The sequence below is a fragment of the Pseudomonas sp. Lb2C2 genome (genome assembly GCF_052112205.1).
Classification (GTDB): Bacteria; Pseudomonadota; Gammaproteobacteria; order Pseudomonadales; family Pseudomonadaceae; genus Aquipseudomonas; species Aquipseudomonas kilonensis.
The window spans coordinates 119,633-136,085 of sequence record NZ_JAUTYW010000007.1 but is presented as its reverse complement, the minus strand read 5'-3'; the positions used below and the strand labels follow the sequence as shown (position 1 = coordinate 136,085).

Below are 16,453 nucleotides of genomic sequence, written 5' to 3'. Positions count from 1 at the left end.
TCTGAACTTTTAGTCGGTGATTCGGTTCGGAGTTTAAGTGAGTTTTTTCAGGGACCCGTTGGGCCTTTACCGCCACAAGCGCGTCCATGGGGCGTAAAAGGAGCGATGCTCGATGACTGCCGAACACCCGACTGAACTGGCCTGCAACCCGCATTTGCCGCTGTCCCAAGCCTTGCTGTTGCCGCGTATCGCGATTGAAAACACCATGCCGGTGATCGACGGTGGACAATTCGCCGCCAAGGCCGTGGCTGGGCAGGACGTGACAGTGACCAGCAAAGTCTTCGCCGATGGTCATGACAAGCTGGCCGTGCGCATTCGCTGGCGTGCGCTGCAGGATGAAGTGTGGAACAGCGAGGTCATGAGTGACCTGGGCAACAACGGCTGGCAGGGCCAGTTCAACGTGCCGGAACAAGGTCGCTATGTGTTTTGTATCGAGGCCTGGATCGATCAGTTCGCCAGTTTTCGCTACGAGCTGGAGAAGAAATTCGGCGCAGGGGTGCCGATCAGCCTGGAGTTGCAGGAAGGGCGCAACCAAGTGCAAATGGCCGTCGAGCGCAGCACCGGTGACCTGAGCGAGCAACTGGCGGCCTTGCACCATGAACTCTCAGGCCTGTTGCCGACCGAGCAGGTAGCGCTGTTCCTGGCACCGCGCAGTGCCGATCTGATGTCCCGGGCCGATCATCGCCCGTACTTGAGTATCAGCCCCGAGTATCCGCTGGATGTGGAGCGCCAGCTGGCCGAGTTTGCCAGCTGGTATGAGCTGTTTCCCCGCTCGATCACCGACGATCCCCAGCGCCACGGCACTTTCAACGACGTGCATTCGCGCCTGGCGATGATCCAGGACATGGGCTTCGACGTGCTGTACTTCCCGCCGATCCATCCCATCGGTCGCAGTTTCCGCAAAGGCCCGAACAACTCCCTCACCGCCGGTCCCGACGACCCAGGCAGCCCGTATGCCATTGGCAGCGAGGAGGGTGGGCACGAGGCCATTCACCCGCAGTTGGGGAGCCGTGAGGACTTCCGGCGCCTGGTGGCGGCGGCCGCTGACCACGGCCTGGAGATTGCCCTGGACTTCGCGATCCAGTGTTCCCAGGATCACCCTTGGCTCAAGCAGCACCCGGGCTGGTTCAGCTGGCGGCCGGACGGCACGATCAAATACGCGGAAAACCCGCCGAAGAAATACCAGGACATCGTCAACGTTGACTTCTACGCGTCCGATGCGATTCCCAGCCTGTGGGTGGAGCTGCGGGACATCGTGGTGGGCTGGGTCAAGGAAGGTGTGAAGATATTCCGCGTCGACAACCCTCACACCAAGCCACTGCCGTTCTGGCAATGGCTGATCGCCGATGTCCGGGCGCAATACCCTGAGGTGATATTCCTCGCGGAAGCGTTCACCACCCCGGCGATGATGGCGCGGCTGGGCAAGGTCGGTTACTCCCAGAGCTACACCTATTTCACCTGGCGCAACACCAAGGCTGAACTGGCGACCTACTTCAGCGAACTCAATGAATCGCCGTGGCGTGAATGCTACCGGCCGAATTTTTTCGTCAACACGCCAGACATCAACCCGGCCTTTCTTCATGAGTCGGGGCGTGCCGGCTTTTTGATCCGTGCGGCCCTGGCAACCATGGGCTCGGGCCTGTGGGGCATGTATTCGGGCTTCGAATTGTGCGAATCGGCACCGGTGCCGGGCAAGGAGGAATACCTCGATTCGGAGAAATACGAGATCCGCCCCCGGGACTTCACCGCGCCGGGCAACATCGTTGCCGAGATCGCCCAGCTCAACCGCATCCGCCGGCAGAACCCGGCGCTGCATACGCACCTGGGCCTGAAAATCTACAACGCCTGGAACGACAACATTCTTTATTTCGGCAAGCGCACCGCCGACGGCAGCAATTTCATCCTGGTGGCGGTGAGCCTTGATCCGCACAACCCGCAGGAAGCCAGTTTCGAGTTGCCGCTCTGGGAGATGGGCCTGCCCGACGACGCCCAGACCCAGGGCGAGGATCTGATGAACGGACATCGTTGGAGCTGGTACGGCAAGTACCAGTTCATGCGGATTGACCCGGCGTACCAGCCGTTCGGGATTTGGCGGATCAGCGTGGCGTGATGCGCAAGGATGGCTTTTGTGGCGAGGGAGCTTGCTCCCGCTCGGCTGCGCAGCAGTCGTGATTTCAAGGGGCCGCTTCGCGCCCAGCGGGAGCAAGCTCCCTCGCCACAAAAAGATCTCGCCACATAACAAGACCTCACAAGCCTGTCTCCCGCGGCTTTAATGAATTATCAGGAGTTGCAAATGGCGAAGAAACCCCGGTCTGCCACCTTCATCAAAGATCCGCTCTGGTACAAGGACGCGGTGATTTACCAGGTCCACGTAAAATCCTATTTCGACTCCAATAACGACGGGATCGGTGACTTTCCCGGCCTGATCGAAAAGCTCGACTACATCGCCGATCTGGGCGTCAATACCATCTGGCTGCTGCCGTTCTATCCATCCCCCCGGCGCGACGACGGTTATGACATTGCCGAATACCGTGGCGTCAGCGCCGACTACGGCACCATGGCCGATGCGCGGCGGTTCATTGCCGAAGCCCACAAGCGCAACCTGCGGGTGATCACCGAGCTGGTCATCAACCACACCTCGGACCAGCACCCCTGGTTCCAGCGCGCGCGCAAGGCCAAGCCGGGTTCGAAGGCGCGGGACTTCTACGTCTGGTCCGATGACGACCACAAGTACGACGGCACGCGAATCATCTTCCTCGACACCGAGAAGTCCAACTGGACCTGGGATCCGGTGGCGGGCCAATACTTCTGGCACCGCTTCTACTCCCACCAGCCCGACCTCAACTTCGATAACCCGCAGGTCATCAAGGCCGTGTTGTCGGTGATGCGCTACTGGCTCGACATGGGCATCGACGGCCTGCGCCTGGACGCCATCCCGTACCTCATCGAGCGTGACGGCACCAACAACGAAAACCTGCCCGAGACCCATGATGTCCTGAAGCTGATCCGCGCCGAGATCGATGCCAACTACCCCGACCGCATGTTGCTGGCCGAAGCCAACCAGTGGCCGGAAGACACCCAGTTGTACTTCGGCGATGTCGACGCCCAAGGGATGAACGGTGACGAATGCCACATGGCCTTCCACTTCCCGCTGATGCCGCGCATGTACATGGCGCTGGCCCAGGAAGATCGCTTCCCTATCACCGACATCCTGCGCCAGACCCCGGAGATCCCCGCCAATTGCCAGTGGGCGATTTTCCTGCGCAACCACGATGAGTTGACCCTGGAGATGGTCACCGACAAGGAACGTGACTACCTGTGGAACTACTACGCCGCCGACCGTCGGGCGCGCATCAACCTGGGTATTCGTCGGCGCCTGGCGCCGTTGGTGGAGCGCGACCGTCGTCGCGTTGAGCTGCTCAACAGTCTGCTGCTGTCGATGCCCGGCACGCCGACGTTGTACTACGGCGATGAAATCGGCATGGGCGACAACATCTACCTGGGCGACCGCGATGGTGTGCGTACGCCGATGCAATGGTCCATCGACCGCAACGGCGGTTTCTCCCGTGCCGACCCGGCCAGCCTGGTGCTGCCGCCGATCATGGACCCGCAATACGGCTACCAGTCGGTCAACGTCGAGACCCAGGCGGGCGACCCGCACTCGCTGCTCAACTGGACGCGGCGGATGCTGGCGGTGCGCAAGCAGTCCAAGGCCTTCGGCCGGGGCACGTTGAAGATGCTCTCACCGAGCAACCGTCGGATCCTGGCTTATACCCGCGAATACACCGGGCCCGACGGCAAGCACGAAATCATCCTCTGCGTGGCCAACGTGTCCCGCAGCGCCCAGGCTGCCGAACTGGATCTGTCGACCTACGCCGGCATGGTCCCGGTGGAGATGCTCGGCGGCAATGCCTTCCCACCCATTGGCCAGTTGAATTTCCTGCTGACCCTGGCGCCTTACGGCTTCTACTGGTTCGCCCTGGCAACCGAGAACCAGATGCCGAGCTGGCACGTGGAACCGGCCCAGAGCTTGCCGGACTTCACCACCCTGGTGCTGAAAAAACGCCTGGAAGAATTACTCGAAGCGCCATCGCGCACCACGCTGGAGCAAACCATCCTGCCAAGCTGGCTGCAGAACCGGCGCTGGTTCGCCGGCAAGGACAGTGCGATCGAGAAGGTCGACATTGTTTATGGCGTGCGCTTCGGTGATCCACAGCACCCCGTGCTGCTCAGCGAAATCGATGTCACCAGTGGCGGTCAGACCCTGCGTTACCAACTGCCGTTCGGTCTGCTTGCCGAAGACCAGGTCGGTGCGGCGTTGCCGCAGCAACTGGCGTTGTCGCGGGTACGTCGGGTGCGTCAGGTGGGATTGATCACCGATGCATTCAGCCTGGAAAGCTTCGTGCGCGCCGTGCTGCACAGCATGCAGGCCGCCACGGTGCTGCCGTTCGCCGAAGGTGAGCTGCGCTTCGAACCCACCGAAGGCCTGGCCGCGCTGAACCTGGGGGATGAGCCAGAGGTGCGTTACCTGTCCGCCGAACAGTCCAACAGTTCGGTGGTGGTGGGCAGCAGCCTGGTGCTCAAGCTGATTCGCAAGGTCGCCTCGGGTGTGCACCCGGAACTGGAAATGAGCGCCTACCTGACCGCTGCCGGTTTCAGCAACATTTCACCGCTGCTGGGTTCGGTGGTTCGCCGCGACGCCCAGGGTGAAGATGCGCTGCTGATGATTGCCCAGGGCTACTTGAGCAATCAGGGCGACGCCTGGGAATGGACCCAGAACAACCTCGAACGCGCTCTGCGCGACGAGCTGGCGGACGCGGTCTCCGAGCAGGAGCAGCATTACAACGCCCTGGGCGAACTGAAGGATTTTGCCGGCATGCTCGGCCAGCGCCTGGGGGAAATGCACCAGGTATTGGCCCAGGCCACCGACGACCCGGACTTCGCGCCCCAGGCTACCAACGCCAAGCAAGCCCAGGCCATCGGCAAGGACGTGGCCGCCCAAGTGGAAAACGCCTTGCGCCTGCTCAAGCAGAACCAGGGCCAATTGAACCCCGCGGACCAGGCCATGGTCGCACGCTTGCTGGAGCACAAGAAAACCGTCCTGGCCCATGTCCAGACGCTGGCCGGCAAGGCTGAGGGCGGCTTGCGCATTCGCGTCCACGGTGACCTGCACCTGGGGCAGGTGCTGGTGATCAAGGGCGACGCCTACCTGATCGACTTCGAAGGTGAGCCGGCGCGACCATTGCATGAACGACGGGGCAAGCACAGCCCCTATAAGGACGTCAGTGGTGTGCTGCGTTCCTTCGATTATGCGGCAGCCATGGCGATTCACTTGCACACCGTCGACAGCACGGCCGATGCCGATGCGGCGCGGCAACGGGTCGCCGATCGTTATTTGAAAGAGGCTCGCCAGGCATTTGTCGAGGCATATCGGCTGGCGGCAGCTAGTCTTGCCCATGAGTGGAAGGATGCTGAAGGCGAAGACGCCGCGCTGGCGTTGTTCGGCCTGGAGAAGGCGGCCTATGAAGTGGCCTATGAAGCCGAGAATCGCCCCACCTGGCTGCCCGTGCCGTTGCACGGTCTGGTCGGGTTATTGAGTGGGCTGCAACCCTTTTCCGACGTAGCCGGACCGATTTAGTGGAGAGAATCATGAGTGTCTCGAACAAAGAACCACAGGGGCAGGCCAAAGAGTCGTTGCTGCCGGCCCCCCATGACATCGACGCGCTGGTGCGCGCCGAACACCACGACCCGTTTTCCATCCTGGGGCCTCATGGCGACGACGCCGGCGGCCAATTCATTCGTGCGTATCTGCCCGGAGCCCTGAGCGTGCATGTGCTGGCCCGCGATGGCGGCGAAGAGCTGGGGGAACTGCAACCCACCGCAACCCCAGGGCTGTTCGTCGGCCATTTCGACCGTGCCCAGGCGTATTTGCTGCGCACCCGTTGGGCCGGCGGCGAGCAGGTTGCCGAAGACCCCTACAGCTTCGGTCCGTTGCTGGGGGAGATGGACCTTTACCTGTTTGGCGAGGGCAATCACCGCGATCTCAGTTCCTGCCTCGGTGCGCAACTGAGCACCGTCGATGGCATCGACGGCGTGCGGTTCGCGGTCTGGGCGCCGAATGCCCGGCGCGTTTCGGTGGTCGGGGATTTCAACGTCTGGGACGGGCGTCGGCATCCGATGCGCATCCGTTATCCGTCCGGCGTGTGGGAGATATTCATCCCCAGGCTGGGTGCCGGTGAGGGTTACAAGTATGAAATCCTCGGCGCCCACGGCATCCTGCCGCTCAAGGCCGACCCGGTGGCCCTGGCCACGCAGATGCCGCCAGACACGGCGTCGAGAGTCGCCTCCCCCCTGAAGATCGAGTGGCAGGACGACGAATGGATGCAGCACCGTCGCGAGCGGCATCTCCCGGGTGCGCCGCTGTCGATCTATGAATTGCACGCCGGTTCCTGGCAGTGCGAAATCGACGAGGCGGGGGAGGTGGCCCGGCAATACAACTGGCATGAAATGGCCGAGCGGCTGATCCCGTATGTCCAGGACCTGGGCTTCACCCACATCGAGCTGATGCCGATCATGGAGCACCCGTTCGGCGGTTCCTGGGGCTATCAGCCGCTGTCGCAGTTCGCGCCGACGGCACGCTTCGGTTCGCCGGACGATTTCGCGGCGTTCGTCAACGCCTGCCACCAGGCCAATATCGGTGTCATCCTCGACTGGGTACCGGCGCATTTCCCCACCGACACCCACGGCCTGGCTCAGTTCGACGGCACCGCGCTGTACGAATACGGCAACCCGCTGGAAGGCTTCCACCAGGATTGGGACACGCTGATCTACAACCTGGGCCGCACCGAAGTGCACGGCTTCATGCTGGCGTCGGCGCTGCACTGGCTCAAGCATTTCCACGTCGATGGCCTGCGGGTGGATGCCGTGGCCTCGATGTTGTACCGCGACTATTCGCGCAAGGCCGGCGAGTGGGTGCCCAACCGCCATGGCGGTCGGGAAAACCTCGAAGCCATCGATTTCCTGCGGCACCTCAACGATGTGGTGGCGCTGGAAACCCCCGGTGCGCTGGTCATCGCCGAAGAGTCCACAGCATGGCCGGGCGTCAGCCAGAGCACCCAGCAGGGCGGCCTGGGCTTCGCCTACAAATGGAACATGGGCTGGATGCACGATTCGCTGCACTACATCCAGCAAGACCCGGTGTACCGTGCCCATCACCATAACGAACTGAGCTTTGGCCTGGTGTATGCCTGGTCCGAGCGCTTCGTTCTGCCGATTTCCCATGACGAAGTGGTTCATGGCAAACGCTCGCTGATCGACAAGATGCCCGGTGACCGCTGGCAGAAATTCGCCAACCTGAGGGCCTACCTCAGCTTCATGTGGGGCCATCCCGGCAAGAAGCTGTTGTTCATGGGCTGTGAGTTCGGCCAATGGCGCGAGTGGAACCACGACCAGCAATTGGACTGGTACCTGCTGCAATACCCTGAGCACCGTGGCGTGCAGAAACTGGTGAGTGACCTGAACCGGCTCTATCGCGAAGAACCGGCGCTGCATGACCAGGATGATGCGCCCCAGGGGTTCCAGTGGTTGATTGGCGACGATGCGCTCAACAGCGTCTACGCCTGGCTGCGCTGGAGCAAAGAGGGCCGGCCGGTGCTGGTGGTCGCCAACTTCACACCGGTGCCGCGCGAGGCCTACCGGGTCGGCGTGCCGTTCGGCGGGCGCTGGGTCGAATTGCTCAACAGCGATGCCGACACCTACGCCGGCTCCAACTATGGCAATGGCGGCGGTGCCTCCACCGAAGAAGTGCCCAGCCATGGCCAGGCCCTGTCGCTGGAACTCAACTTGCCGCCGTTGGCGGTATTGATCCTGCGGCCGGAGGGTTAACGTTCACCAGGTTCGACTGCCAAAGGCTGAGCTGATAACTGAAGGGGAATGATGACTGTGGCGCTCATAAAATCAAAGGCCACCACAGATCCAAATGTGGGAGCGAGCTTGCTCGCGATGGCGGTGGATCAGTCACCTGGATAGAGGCTGACACTGCGCAATCGCGAGCAAGCTCGCTCCCACAAGGGATATTGCTCGCTTCAGCGAACCAGGCACGGCCGCTTGTTGTTGAACGTCCAACCTGGAATCAGGAACTGCATCGCCACCGCATCGTCCCGCGCGCCAAGACCCATGCCCTTGTACAGCTCATGGGCCTTGGCCAGTTGGTCGGTGTCCAGCTCAATCCCCAGCCCCGGTTTTTTCGGCACCTGCACGCAGCCGCCCTGGATCTGCAAGGGTGATTTGGTCAGCCGCTGACCGTCCTGCCAGATCCAATGGGTGTCGATGGCCGTGATGTCGCCCGGTGCGGCGGCGGCCACGTGGGTGAACATCGCCAGGGAAATGTCGAAGTGGTTGTTGGAGTGCGAGCCCCAGGTCAGGCCCCATTCATTGCACATTTGCGCCACCCGTACCGAGCCCTGCATGGTCCAGAAGTGCGGGTCTGCCAGGGGAATGTCCACGGACTGCAAGGTGATGGCGTGGCCCATCTCGCGCCAGTCGGTGGCGATCATGTTGGTGGCGGTCTTCAGGCCCGTGGCGCGGCGGAACTCGGCCATGACCTCGCGGCCCGAATAGCCGTTCTCGGCACCGCAAGGGTCTTCGGCATAGGCCAGTACTTTGTGCTGGTCGCGGCACAAACGGATCGCTTCCTTGAGTGACCAGGCGCCGTTCGGGTCCAGGGTGATGCGTGCCTGGGGAAAGCGCTCGGCCAGCGCCGTGACCGCTTCGATCTCTGCGTCGCCCTGGAGCACGCCGCCCTTGAGCTTGAAGTCCTGGAAGCCATAGTGGGCGTGGGCGGCTTCGGCCAGGCGGACCACGGCGTCGGCGTCCAGGGCTTTTTCGTGGCGCACGCGAAACCAGTCGTTGTCGGCGTCCGGTTCGCTGCGATAGGGCAGGTCGGTCTGCTGGCGATCGCCGAGGTAAAACAGATAGCCAAGCATCTTCACTTCATCACGTTGCTGGCCTTCGCCAAGCAGGGCAGCGACCGGTACGTCCAGGTGTTGGCCGAGCAGGTCCAGCAGTGCCGCTTCCAGGCCGGTCACCGCGTGGATGGTGATGCGCAGGTCGAAGGTCTGCAGGCCACGACCGCCGGCATCGCGGTCGGCAAAGGCGTGGCGCACGGTGTTGAGGATCTTCTGGTACGTGCCGATGGGGCTGCCGACCACCAGCGAGCGGGCGTCTTCGAGGGTCTGGCGAATACGCTCGCCACCGGGTACTTCGCCCACGCCGGTGTGGCCGGCGTTGTCCTTGAGGATGACGATATTGCGGGTGAAGAACGGGCCATGGGCGCCGCTGAGGTTCAGCAGCATGCCGTCGTGGCCGGCTACGGGCACGACTTGCATGCTGGTGATGATCGGGGCTTTGCTGATGTCTTGGGTATGCATAATTGTCCCACTCGTTGTTTTTATACGGGCATCGTATGGCAGTGACGTTGATAGACATCATACAACCTGAATTTTTTATCTTACAAGCGTCCTTTGATGTTTTAGGCCGTGTTCTCATCTTGGTTTTTTGTTAATTGACTGATTTTGTTCGGATTTATAAAAAAATCTTAAAGATTTGATCGATCTGCACCGGTCTGGCGGAACTGCTGGATGGATGCCATGATTGAGGTTGTCATACAAGGTGCCGGCCGATCTGGTTTTTTATCCGCCTTTCAGACTGCCCTTTCAAGGATCCGCGACCATGCAGCCAAACACCGAAATGCCTGCCCGCAAGCGCACCCACAATCTGGCCTATGACCTGGTGGAGAAGTTGAGTCAGAGCATTCTGCTGGGGCAACTGAAACCAGGGGAGAAGCTGCCCTCCGAAGGGGCTATCGTGCAGGCCCATGGCGTCAGCCGGACGGTGGTGCGCGAGGCGATTTCCAAGTTGCAGGCTTCGGGGTTGGTGGAGACCCGCCATGGCATCGGCACCTTTGTGCTGGCGCAAACCGGCGAGGCGGGGTTGCGGCTCAATGTCGACACCGCGGCGGGTGTGCGGGCAATCCTGGAGCTGCGCCTGGGCCTGGAAACCCAGGCAGTCGCCTTGGCGGCCCAGCGCCGCAGCGAACACCAATTGCAGCAGATGCGCCAGGCGCTGGATGACTATCAGCGGTTGTCCGATAGCAACGACAGCTGTGTCGAAGCCGACCGGCGTTTCCATCTGCTCATCGCCGAAGCCACGGACAATGCCTGTTTTGTCGAAATCATGCAGCACCTGGGCAGTGCGATGATCCCCAGGACCCGAGTGAACGTGGCCGAACGCGGCCAGGCGGACCTGGGCAAGCTGGCACAGTTGGCCAACCTGGAGCACGAAGCTATCTTCAACGCCATCAAGCGCCAGGACCCGGACGTCGCCCGCGCCGCCATGTGGCTGCACCTGACCAACAGCCGCGACCGGTTTGGCGCAGGTTCCTGACGGCTCATCGTCGCCTGACTCACCGCTTTCGCGAGCAGGCTCGCTCCCACAGTGGATTAGTGGTGCTCTGGGATTCTGTGCCCACCGCCAATCCTCTGTGGGAGCGAGCCTGCTCGCGATGAGGCCGGCAGGCCAAGCTCAAAACCAACAGGCAAAAAAACCGGCGCAACCGAGGTTGCGCCGGTGGTGGTGCCAGTGGTTGTGCGGATATTCGTGGGTCCGCGCAACCACCGTTGAACCTGTGTCGGTTATGTCCGTTCCAGCGCCAGGGCCACGCCTTGGCCGCCGCCGATGCACAGTGTCGCGAGGCCTTTCTTGGCGTCGCGCTTGATCATTTCATGCAGCAGCGACACCAGGACTCGGCACCCCGATGCGCCAATAGGATGGCCCAGGGCGATGGCGCCGCCGTTGACGTTGACCTTGTCCATGTCCCATTTCAATTCCCGGGCCACGGCCAGCGACTGGGCGGCGAAGGCTTCGTTGGCTTCGACCAGGTCCAGTTGATCCAGCGACCAGCCAGCCTTGTCCAGGCAGCGGCGGGTGGCCGAGACCGGGCCAATGCCCATGATGGCCGGGTCGACGCCGGCATTGGCGTAGGCACTGATTTTCGCCAGCACGGGCAGGCCCAGGGCCTTGGCTTTTTCCGCGCTCATCAGGATCACCGCGGCGGCGCCATCGTTGAGCGAGGACGCATTGCCCGCGGTGACGCTGCCGTCCTTCTTGAAGGCAGGCTTGAGCTTGCCCAAGGATTCGGCGGTGGTGCCGGCACGCGGCTGTTCGTCGGTGGCGAACGCCACAGGATCGCCTTTGCGCTGGGGAATCAGGATCGGCGTGATCTCATCGGCGAACCGACCGCCCTCGATGGCGGCGACGGCCTTCTGTTGGGACGCGGCAGCGAAAGCGTCTTGCTCCTCGCGGCTGATGCCGTACTGGTCCACCAGGTTCTCGGCGGTGATGCCCATGTGGTAATCGTTGAAGGCGTCCCACAGGCCGTCGGTGATCATGCTGTCGATCATCTTCGCGTGGCCCATGCGCAGGCCGGTGCGGGCGGCCGGCAACACGTACGGGGCCAGGCTCATGTTCTCCATGCCGCCGGCGATGATGACGTCGGCGTCGCCACAGCGGATCGCCTGGGCGCCCAGGTGCAACGCCTTGAGTCCCGAACCGCAGACCTTGTTCAGGGTCAACGCCGGCACCGCATGAGGCAGGCCGGCCAGAATCGCCGCCTGGCGAGCCGGATTTTGCCCGGATCCTGCGGTCAGCACCTGGCCAAGAATCACTTCATCGACCTGTTCGCCCGACAAACCGGTCTGTTCCAGCAGGCGACGAATCACCGCGGCACCGAGTTCCGGCGCGGGAATGGCAGCCAGCGAACCCTGGAAACTGCCGATGGCGGTACGGGTAGCGGCGACAATCACGACTTCTTGCATCGAATCTCTCCTCACTGGGCAGCGAACTGCATTTCAGGCACATGGTCCGGCACGATCAATTTGCCGGCGGTCTTGGCGACGATTTCCTCGACGCTGACGCCCGGGGCGCGTTCTTTGAGGATGAAGGCGCCGTCCTGGATTTCCAGGTAGGCGAGGTCGGTCAGCACCCGCTTGATGCAACCGGCGCCGGTCAGCGGCAGGCTGCAACGCGGCAGCAGCTTCGATTCGCCGTCCTTGGACGCATGGGTCATGGTGACGATGATGTTCTCGGCACCGGCCACCAGGTCCATCGCGCCGCCCATGCCCTTGACCAGCTTGCCGGGGATCATCCACGAGGCGATGTTGCCTTCGACATCCACCTCGAACGCGCCCAGCACGGTCAGGTCGATATGGCCGCCACGGATCATGGCAAACGATTCGGCCGAAGAGAAGATCGACGCGCCGATGCGCGCGGTGACCGTCTGTTTGCCGGCGTTGATCATGTCGGCATCGACTTCGGCTTCGGTGGGAAATGCGCCCATGCCGAGCAGGCCGTTTTCCGATTGCAGCATGACTTCCATGCCTTCGGGAATGTAGTTGGCGACCAGGGTTGGAATGCCGATGCCCAGGTTCACGTAGTAGCCGTCCTGCATTTCGCGGGCGACGCGTTGAGCCATTTGTTCGCGGGAAAGTGCCATGTTGTTATTCCTTCATTCGGGCCGGGGGCAGGGGATCACTTACGCACGGTGCGCTGTTCGATGCGTTTTTCGAACGTGCCGCAAATGACCCGGTCGACGTAGATGCCAGGGGTGTGGATCTGCGTCGGGTCCAGCTCGCCGGGCTCGACGATTTCTTCGACTTCCACCACCGTGATCTTGCCCGCCGTGGCGGCCAGCGGGTTGAAGTTCTGCGCGGTGTGGCGATAGATCACGTTGCCGAAATGGTCGGCCTTCCAGCCTTTGACGATGGCGAAGTCGCCGGTGATGGATTCTTCCATCAGGTATTGGCGGCCATGGAATTCACGCACTTCCTTGCCTTCGGCCACTGGGGTGCCGACGCCGGTGGCGGTGAAAAACGCCGGGATGCCTGCGCCACCGGCGCGCATTTTTTCGGCGAGGGTGCCTTGGGGGGTAAGTACGACTTCGATTTCGCCGCTGAGCAGTTGCTTCTCGAACAGGGCATTTTCGCCCACGTAGGAGGCGACCACCTTGCGGATCTGCCGGTCTTCCAGCAGCACGCCGAGGCCGAAACCGTCGACGCCGCAGTTGTTGGACACCACGGTGAGGTCGCGGATGCCCTTGCGCTTGATCTCGGCGATCAGGTTTTCCGGGATACCGCACAGGCCAAAGCCGCCGGCAATGACGGTCATGCCGTCCTTCAAGCCTTCCAGCGCTTCTTCATAGGAGCTCACGCGTTTGTCGAAACCTGCCATAGACACCTCTTTTATTCTTGATGGGGTCGCAATGGGATGCAGTGTTGCGCCAAGTCATATATTTGTTAAGTTGATTTTTAGGTTGGATTGATTGATAAAACTCAACAATAGACCTTGGAGCGTAGCGAGCATGACCCTCAAGCAAATCCGCGCCTTCCTCGCCGTGGCCCAGAGCCTGAGCTTTGCCGTGGCCTGCGAGCGGCTGCACCTGTCCCAGTCGGCCCTGAGCCTGACCATCAAGGCCCTGGAAGAAGGCCTCGGCGGTCGCTTGTTCAGCCGCAATACCCGGAACGTGGCGCTGACCCCCGAAGGCGAATCCTTGTTGCCACTGGCCCGACGGCTGATTGCCGACTGGGACAACGCCGAGGACGAAATGCGCCAGCGCTTTACCTTGCAGCGCGGCCGTGTGACGTTGGCGGCGATGCCGTCGTTTGCCGGCAACCTGCTGCCGCCGATCCTCAAGACCTTCCGCGCCCGCTATCCGAATGTCAATGTCACGGTCAATGACGTGATCAACGAGCAAGTGCTGGAAATGGTGCGTGATCGTCATGTCGAATTGGGCGTGGCGTTCGAGCCGATGCAGGGTTCGTCATTGGCGTTCACACCCTTGTATCTCGATCGTTTCGTCGCGGTGGTGCCGCTGGACTCACCGCTTGCCCAGCGCGACGAAATCCACTGGGAAACCCTGCTGGAGCAGCCCTTCATCACGCTGCAACGACCCTCCACCGTACGGGTGATGCTGGAGGAGCATCTGCAGGCCCGGGGCATGAAACTGCCTGTGGAGTTCGAGAGCCACCAGTTGGCGACCGTCGGGCGGATGGTCGCCAGCGGGCTGGGTGTGAGTGCCGTGCCGGCGCTGTGCGTCGGGCAGATGCATGAACTGGGTGCCCGCTGCATCACCTTGAGCGATCCGGTGATCGAACGGGCCATCGGGGTGCTGACCAAGCCGGGGCATGAACTGTCGGCGGCGGCGCAGGCGTTGTTCGATACGCTCAGGGATCAGGATTTGGGCACATTGACCGCAGGCTATCACTGATCCTGTGGGAGCGTGGTGTCAGATCAACAGTGGCAACAGTTGCTCACACGGCGCTTCCAGCTTGAGGTCCAGCAGCTCATCGGCCCGGGTCTTGCCTCGGTTGATCGCCAGCAGCGGCTTGCCCTGGTCCTTGATGGCTCGGCACAGGCGAAACGCCGAATACGCCATCAGCGACGAGCCCACTACCAGCAGGCCTTCCGCTTGCTCGACGGCTTGCATGGCGCGGGACGCGGTAGGGGGGGCGACGTTCTCGCCGAAAAACACCACGTCGGGTTTCAACCGCTCGCCGCCGCAGTGAGGGCAGCGGGGCACCTGGAAGCGCGCTTCGAAGGCCGGGTCGAGCAGGGTGTCGCCATCGGGCGCTTGCACCGCATCGACACCGGCCAGGTAAGGGTTTTCGGTTTCCATCAACTGTTGAATCTGCTGTCGTTCGCTGCGCTGGCCGCAATCCAGGCACAGCACGCGATGCAGGCTGCCGTGCAGTTCGATGACGTCCTGGCTGCCGGCCTGGTCATGCAGCGTGTCGACATTCTGGGTAATCAGGCCGGTGATGCGTTGCTGTGCCTGCAACTCGGCCAAGGCTTCGTGAGCCACGTTCGGCCTGGCCTGTCTCACCCGTGGCCAGCCCAGCATCGCCCGAGCCCAGTAGCGCCGTCGTGCCTCGGCCTGGGCGAGGAACTCCTGGTACATCATCGGCTGTCGACCCCGGCGTACACCGTCGCTGTCGCGGTAGTCGGGGATGCCCGAAGGGGTGCTGATGCCGGCACCGGTGAGCACCAGGAAACGGCGTCCGGCCAGGTACGCCTGCAACTGATCGAGCGGTTCGCGATGGAAATCGTCCGGCATGGGGTTTTCTCTGTGGGCCTGGATTGGTTGAGGGTAGCACTGTCGAGCACGGGGCCTGCGTCACGCCTTTCGTCGCTCAGCGGCGCTGTTCTGCAAACTTTCCTTGCAGGAGGGGCCTCCACACTTATGTGCGAAAGAGCAATCGGGTTGTTTCGGTCGCTCTGAACCTGTCGCAGAGGAGGCTTATGAAGCAGACCACCGGTGAAGTACGGGCCATCAATCGACCGCGCGCAATGGTGGGTGTGTACGTGGAGCAGGAGCACAGCCATACCGTGCTCGTGCTGCGTTCGGCCAATGACATCGATATTGGCGACATCCTGGAGTGGGACAGCGGCACGGCCTTGGGCACTCAGTCCTATCACAACCAGACCAAGGGCTGGACCGCCGATGTGTATGTGGCAAACCACGGTGTGGCGACGGCCAACCTTGAGGTCCAGTTGATGGTGGGCTCTTCCTGACGGTGCCTTCGAGACCGCTGCAACGGGGGCCGGCGCGACATGGCCCCATGTGGGAGCGAGCTTGCTGGATGAAGTTTCGGTGTTCAGGGCGGCAAATCGATCCCTGCTTGTTTAGTAGCCTGTTGCAATAAGGGCCGAGGCAGCAGGGATGTAAATAACGGCATTGACCACTCGTCGCCGTTTGCAGACTTCTCTTAAAACCTTGTCGGCGTCATGTTTTCCGAATAAGACGAGCCGGCAAGGCTCGTTGATATCAACTAAACGAGGTGAATGAAATGGCTAATACAGGAAATAAAAATCCTGGCAATTTCGCTAACGATCGTGAAAAGGCATCGGCAGCCGGGAAAAAGGGCGGCCATGCATCAGGTGGTAACTTCGCCAATAATCCTGAGCGTGCATCCGAGGCCGGGCGCAAGGGAGGGCAGGCCTCGGGTGGTAATTTTGCCAACGACCCTGGGCGTGCCGCAGAAGCCGGCCGCAAAGGCGGGCAAGCCTCGGGCGGTAATTTTGCCAACGACCCTGAGCGGGCTTCGGAAGCCGGCCGCAAAGGTGGCCAGGCCTCGGGCGGCAACTTTGCCAACGACCGGGAGAAAGCTTCCGAAGCGGGTAGAAAAGGCGGTGAGAACAGCCGCGGCGGCGATTCATAATGCCCGCTGACATGGTGAGCCCCGTGCCCATGGCATGGGGCCCCAATGGGTTTATATAGCGGAGTTTGCCGGGTTTAAACTACCACCGGGTTTACAGCTTTTCCGCTTTATTCGTTAAAAGATATTGGTTGATCGTTGAGTCAATCACCATTGGTCTCGTTTGTTGAATAAAAGATAAATCA

General features: G+C 61.9%; 12 protein-coding genes. 7 read left to right on the top strand and 5 right to left on the bottom strand.

Annotation, left to right across the window (positions count from 1 at the left end):
- Positions 1–112: 112 nt before the first annotated feature.
- The 3 genes from Q7F16_RS21665 (at position 113) to glgB (ending at position 7,884) form a co-directional block, all read left to right on the top strand.
- Positions 113–2,110 (top strand): alpha-1,4-glucan--maltose-1-phosphate maltosyltransferase, encoded by a 1,998-nt coding sequence (locus Q7F16_RS21665; RefSeq protein WP_046062085.1) that lies wholly within the window; start codon positions 113–115, stop codon positions 2,108–2,110.
- Positions 2,111–2,293: 183 nt separating this feature from the next.
- A complete protein-coding gene (gene treS / locus Q7F16_RS21660; RefSeq protein ID WP_079302457.1) occupies positions 2,294–5,638 on the top strand; it encodes a maltose alpha-D-glucosyltransferase in 3,345 nt (1,114 codons plus the stop codon).
- Positions 5,639–5,649: 11 nt separating this feature from the next.
- On the top strand, positions 5,650–7,884 hold the full coding sequence (glgB, locus tag Q7F16_RS21655; protein ID WP_409556794.1) for a 1,4-alpha-glucan branching protein GlgB: 2,235 nt from the start codon (positions 5,650–5,652) through the stop codon (positions 7,882–7,884).
- A 200-nt stretch (positions 7,885–8,084) separates the two neighbouring features.
- On the opposite strand, the gene gudD is transcribed toward glgB, so the two are convergent.
- On the bottom strand, positions 8,085–9,428 hold the full coding sequence (gudD, locus tag Q7F16_RS21650; RefSeq protein ID WP_046062082.1) for a glucarate dehydratase: 1,344 nt from the start codon (positions 9,426–9,428) through the stop codon (positions 8,085–8,087).
- A 301-nt stretch (positions 9,429–9,729) separates the two neighbouring features.
- Between gudD and Q7F16_RS21645 the strand changes: the two genes are divergently transcribed.
- Entirely contained in the window at positions 9,730–10,443 is a 714-nt protein-coding gene (locus Q7F16_RS21645; protein ID WP_409556795.1) for a FadR/GntR family transcriptional regulator, read from the top strand.
- A 248-nt stretch (positions 10,444–10,691) separates the two neighbouring features.
- Here the strand turns inward: Q7F16_RS21645 and Q7F16_RS21640 are convergent, their stop codons facing one another.
- The 3 genes from Q7F16_RS21640 to Q7F16_RS21630 are packed head-to-tail and all read right to left on the bottom strand — an operon-like array spanning position 10,692 to position 13,284.
- Positions 10,692–11,873 carry an acetyl-CoA C-acetyltransferase gene (locus Q7F16_RS21640; protein ID WP_046062080.1) on the bottom strand — a complete coding sequence of 394 codons (1,182 nt, stop codon included), beginning with the start codon at positions 11,871–11,873 and terminating at the stop codon, positions 10,692–10,694.
- A gap of 11 nt (positions 11,874–11,884) precedes the next feature.
- Positions 11,885–12,550, bottom strand: coding sequence for a CoA transferase subunit B (locus tag Q7F16_RS21635; protein WP_003180355.1), 666 nt, complete (start codon positions 12,548–12,550; stop codon positions 11,885–11,887).
- A 35-nt stretch (positions 12,551–12,585) separates the two neighbouring features.
- Positions 12,586–13,284, bottom strand: a complete 699-nt coding sequence (locus tag Q7F16_RS21630; RefSeq protein WP_003200117.1) for a CoA transferase subunit A — start codon at positions 13,282–13,284, stop codon at positions 12,586–12,588.
- 130 nt (positions 13,285–13,414) lie between these two features.
- Between Q7F16_RS21630 and Q7F16_RS21625 the strand changes: the two genes are divergently transcribed.
- Positions 13,415–14,320 carry a LysR family transcriptional regulator gene (locus Q7F16_RS21625; RefSeq protein WP_014338641.1) on the top strand — a complete coding sequence of 302 codons (906 nt, stop codon included), beginning with the start codon at positions 13,415–13,417 and terminating at the stop codon, positions 14,318–14,320.
- Positions 14,321–14,338: 18 nt separating this feature from the next.
- Here the strand turns inward: Q7F16_RS21625 and Q7F16_RS21620 are convergent, their stop codons facing one another.
- Entirely contained in the window at positions 14,339–15,166 is an 828-nt protein-coding gene (locus Q7F16_RS21620; protein WP_409556796.1) for an NAD-dependent protein deacetylase, read from the bottom strand.
- A 185-nt stretch (positions 15,167–15,351) separates the two neighbouring features.
- On the opposite strand from Q7F16_RS21620, the gene Q7F16_RS21615 reads away from it, so the two are divergent.
- Together Q7F16_RS21615 and Q7F16_RS21610 are read left to right on the top strand one after the other, a co-directional pair.
- Entirely contained in the window at positions 15,352–15,624 is a 273-nt protein-coding gene (locus Q7F16_RS21615; protein WP_409556797.1) for a hypothetical protein, read from the top strand.
- A gap of 275 nt (positions 15,625–15,899) precedes the next feature.
- Positions 15,900–16,271: a general stress protein gene (locus Q7F16_RS21610; protein WP_046062078.1), complete on the top strand. Its 372-nt coding sequence runs from the start codon at positions 15,900–15,902 to the stop codon at positions 16,269–16,271.
- Positions 16,272–16,453: the final 182 nt, after the last annotated feature.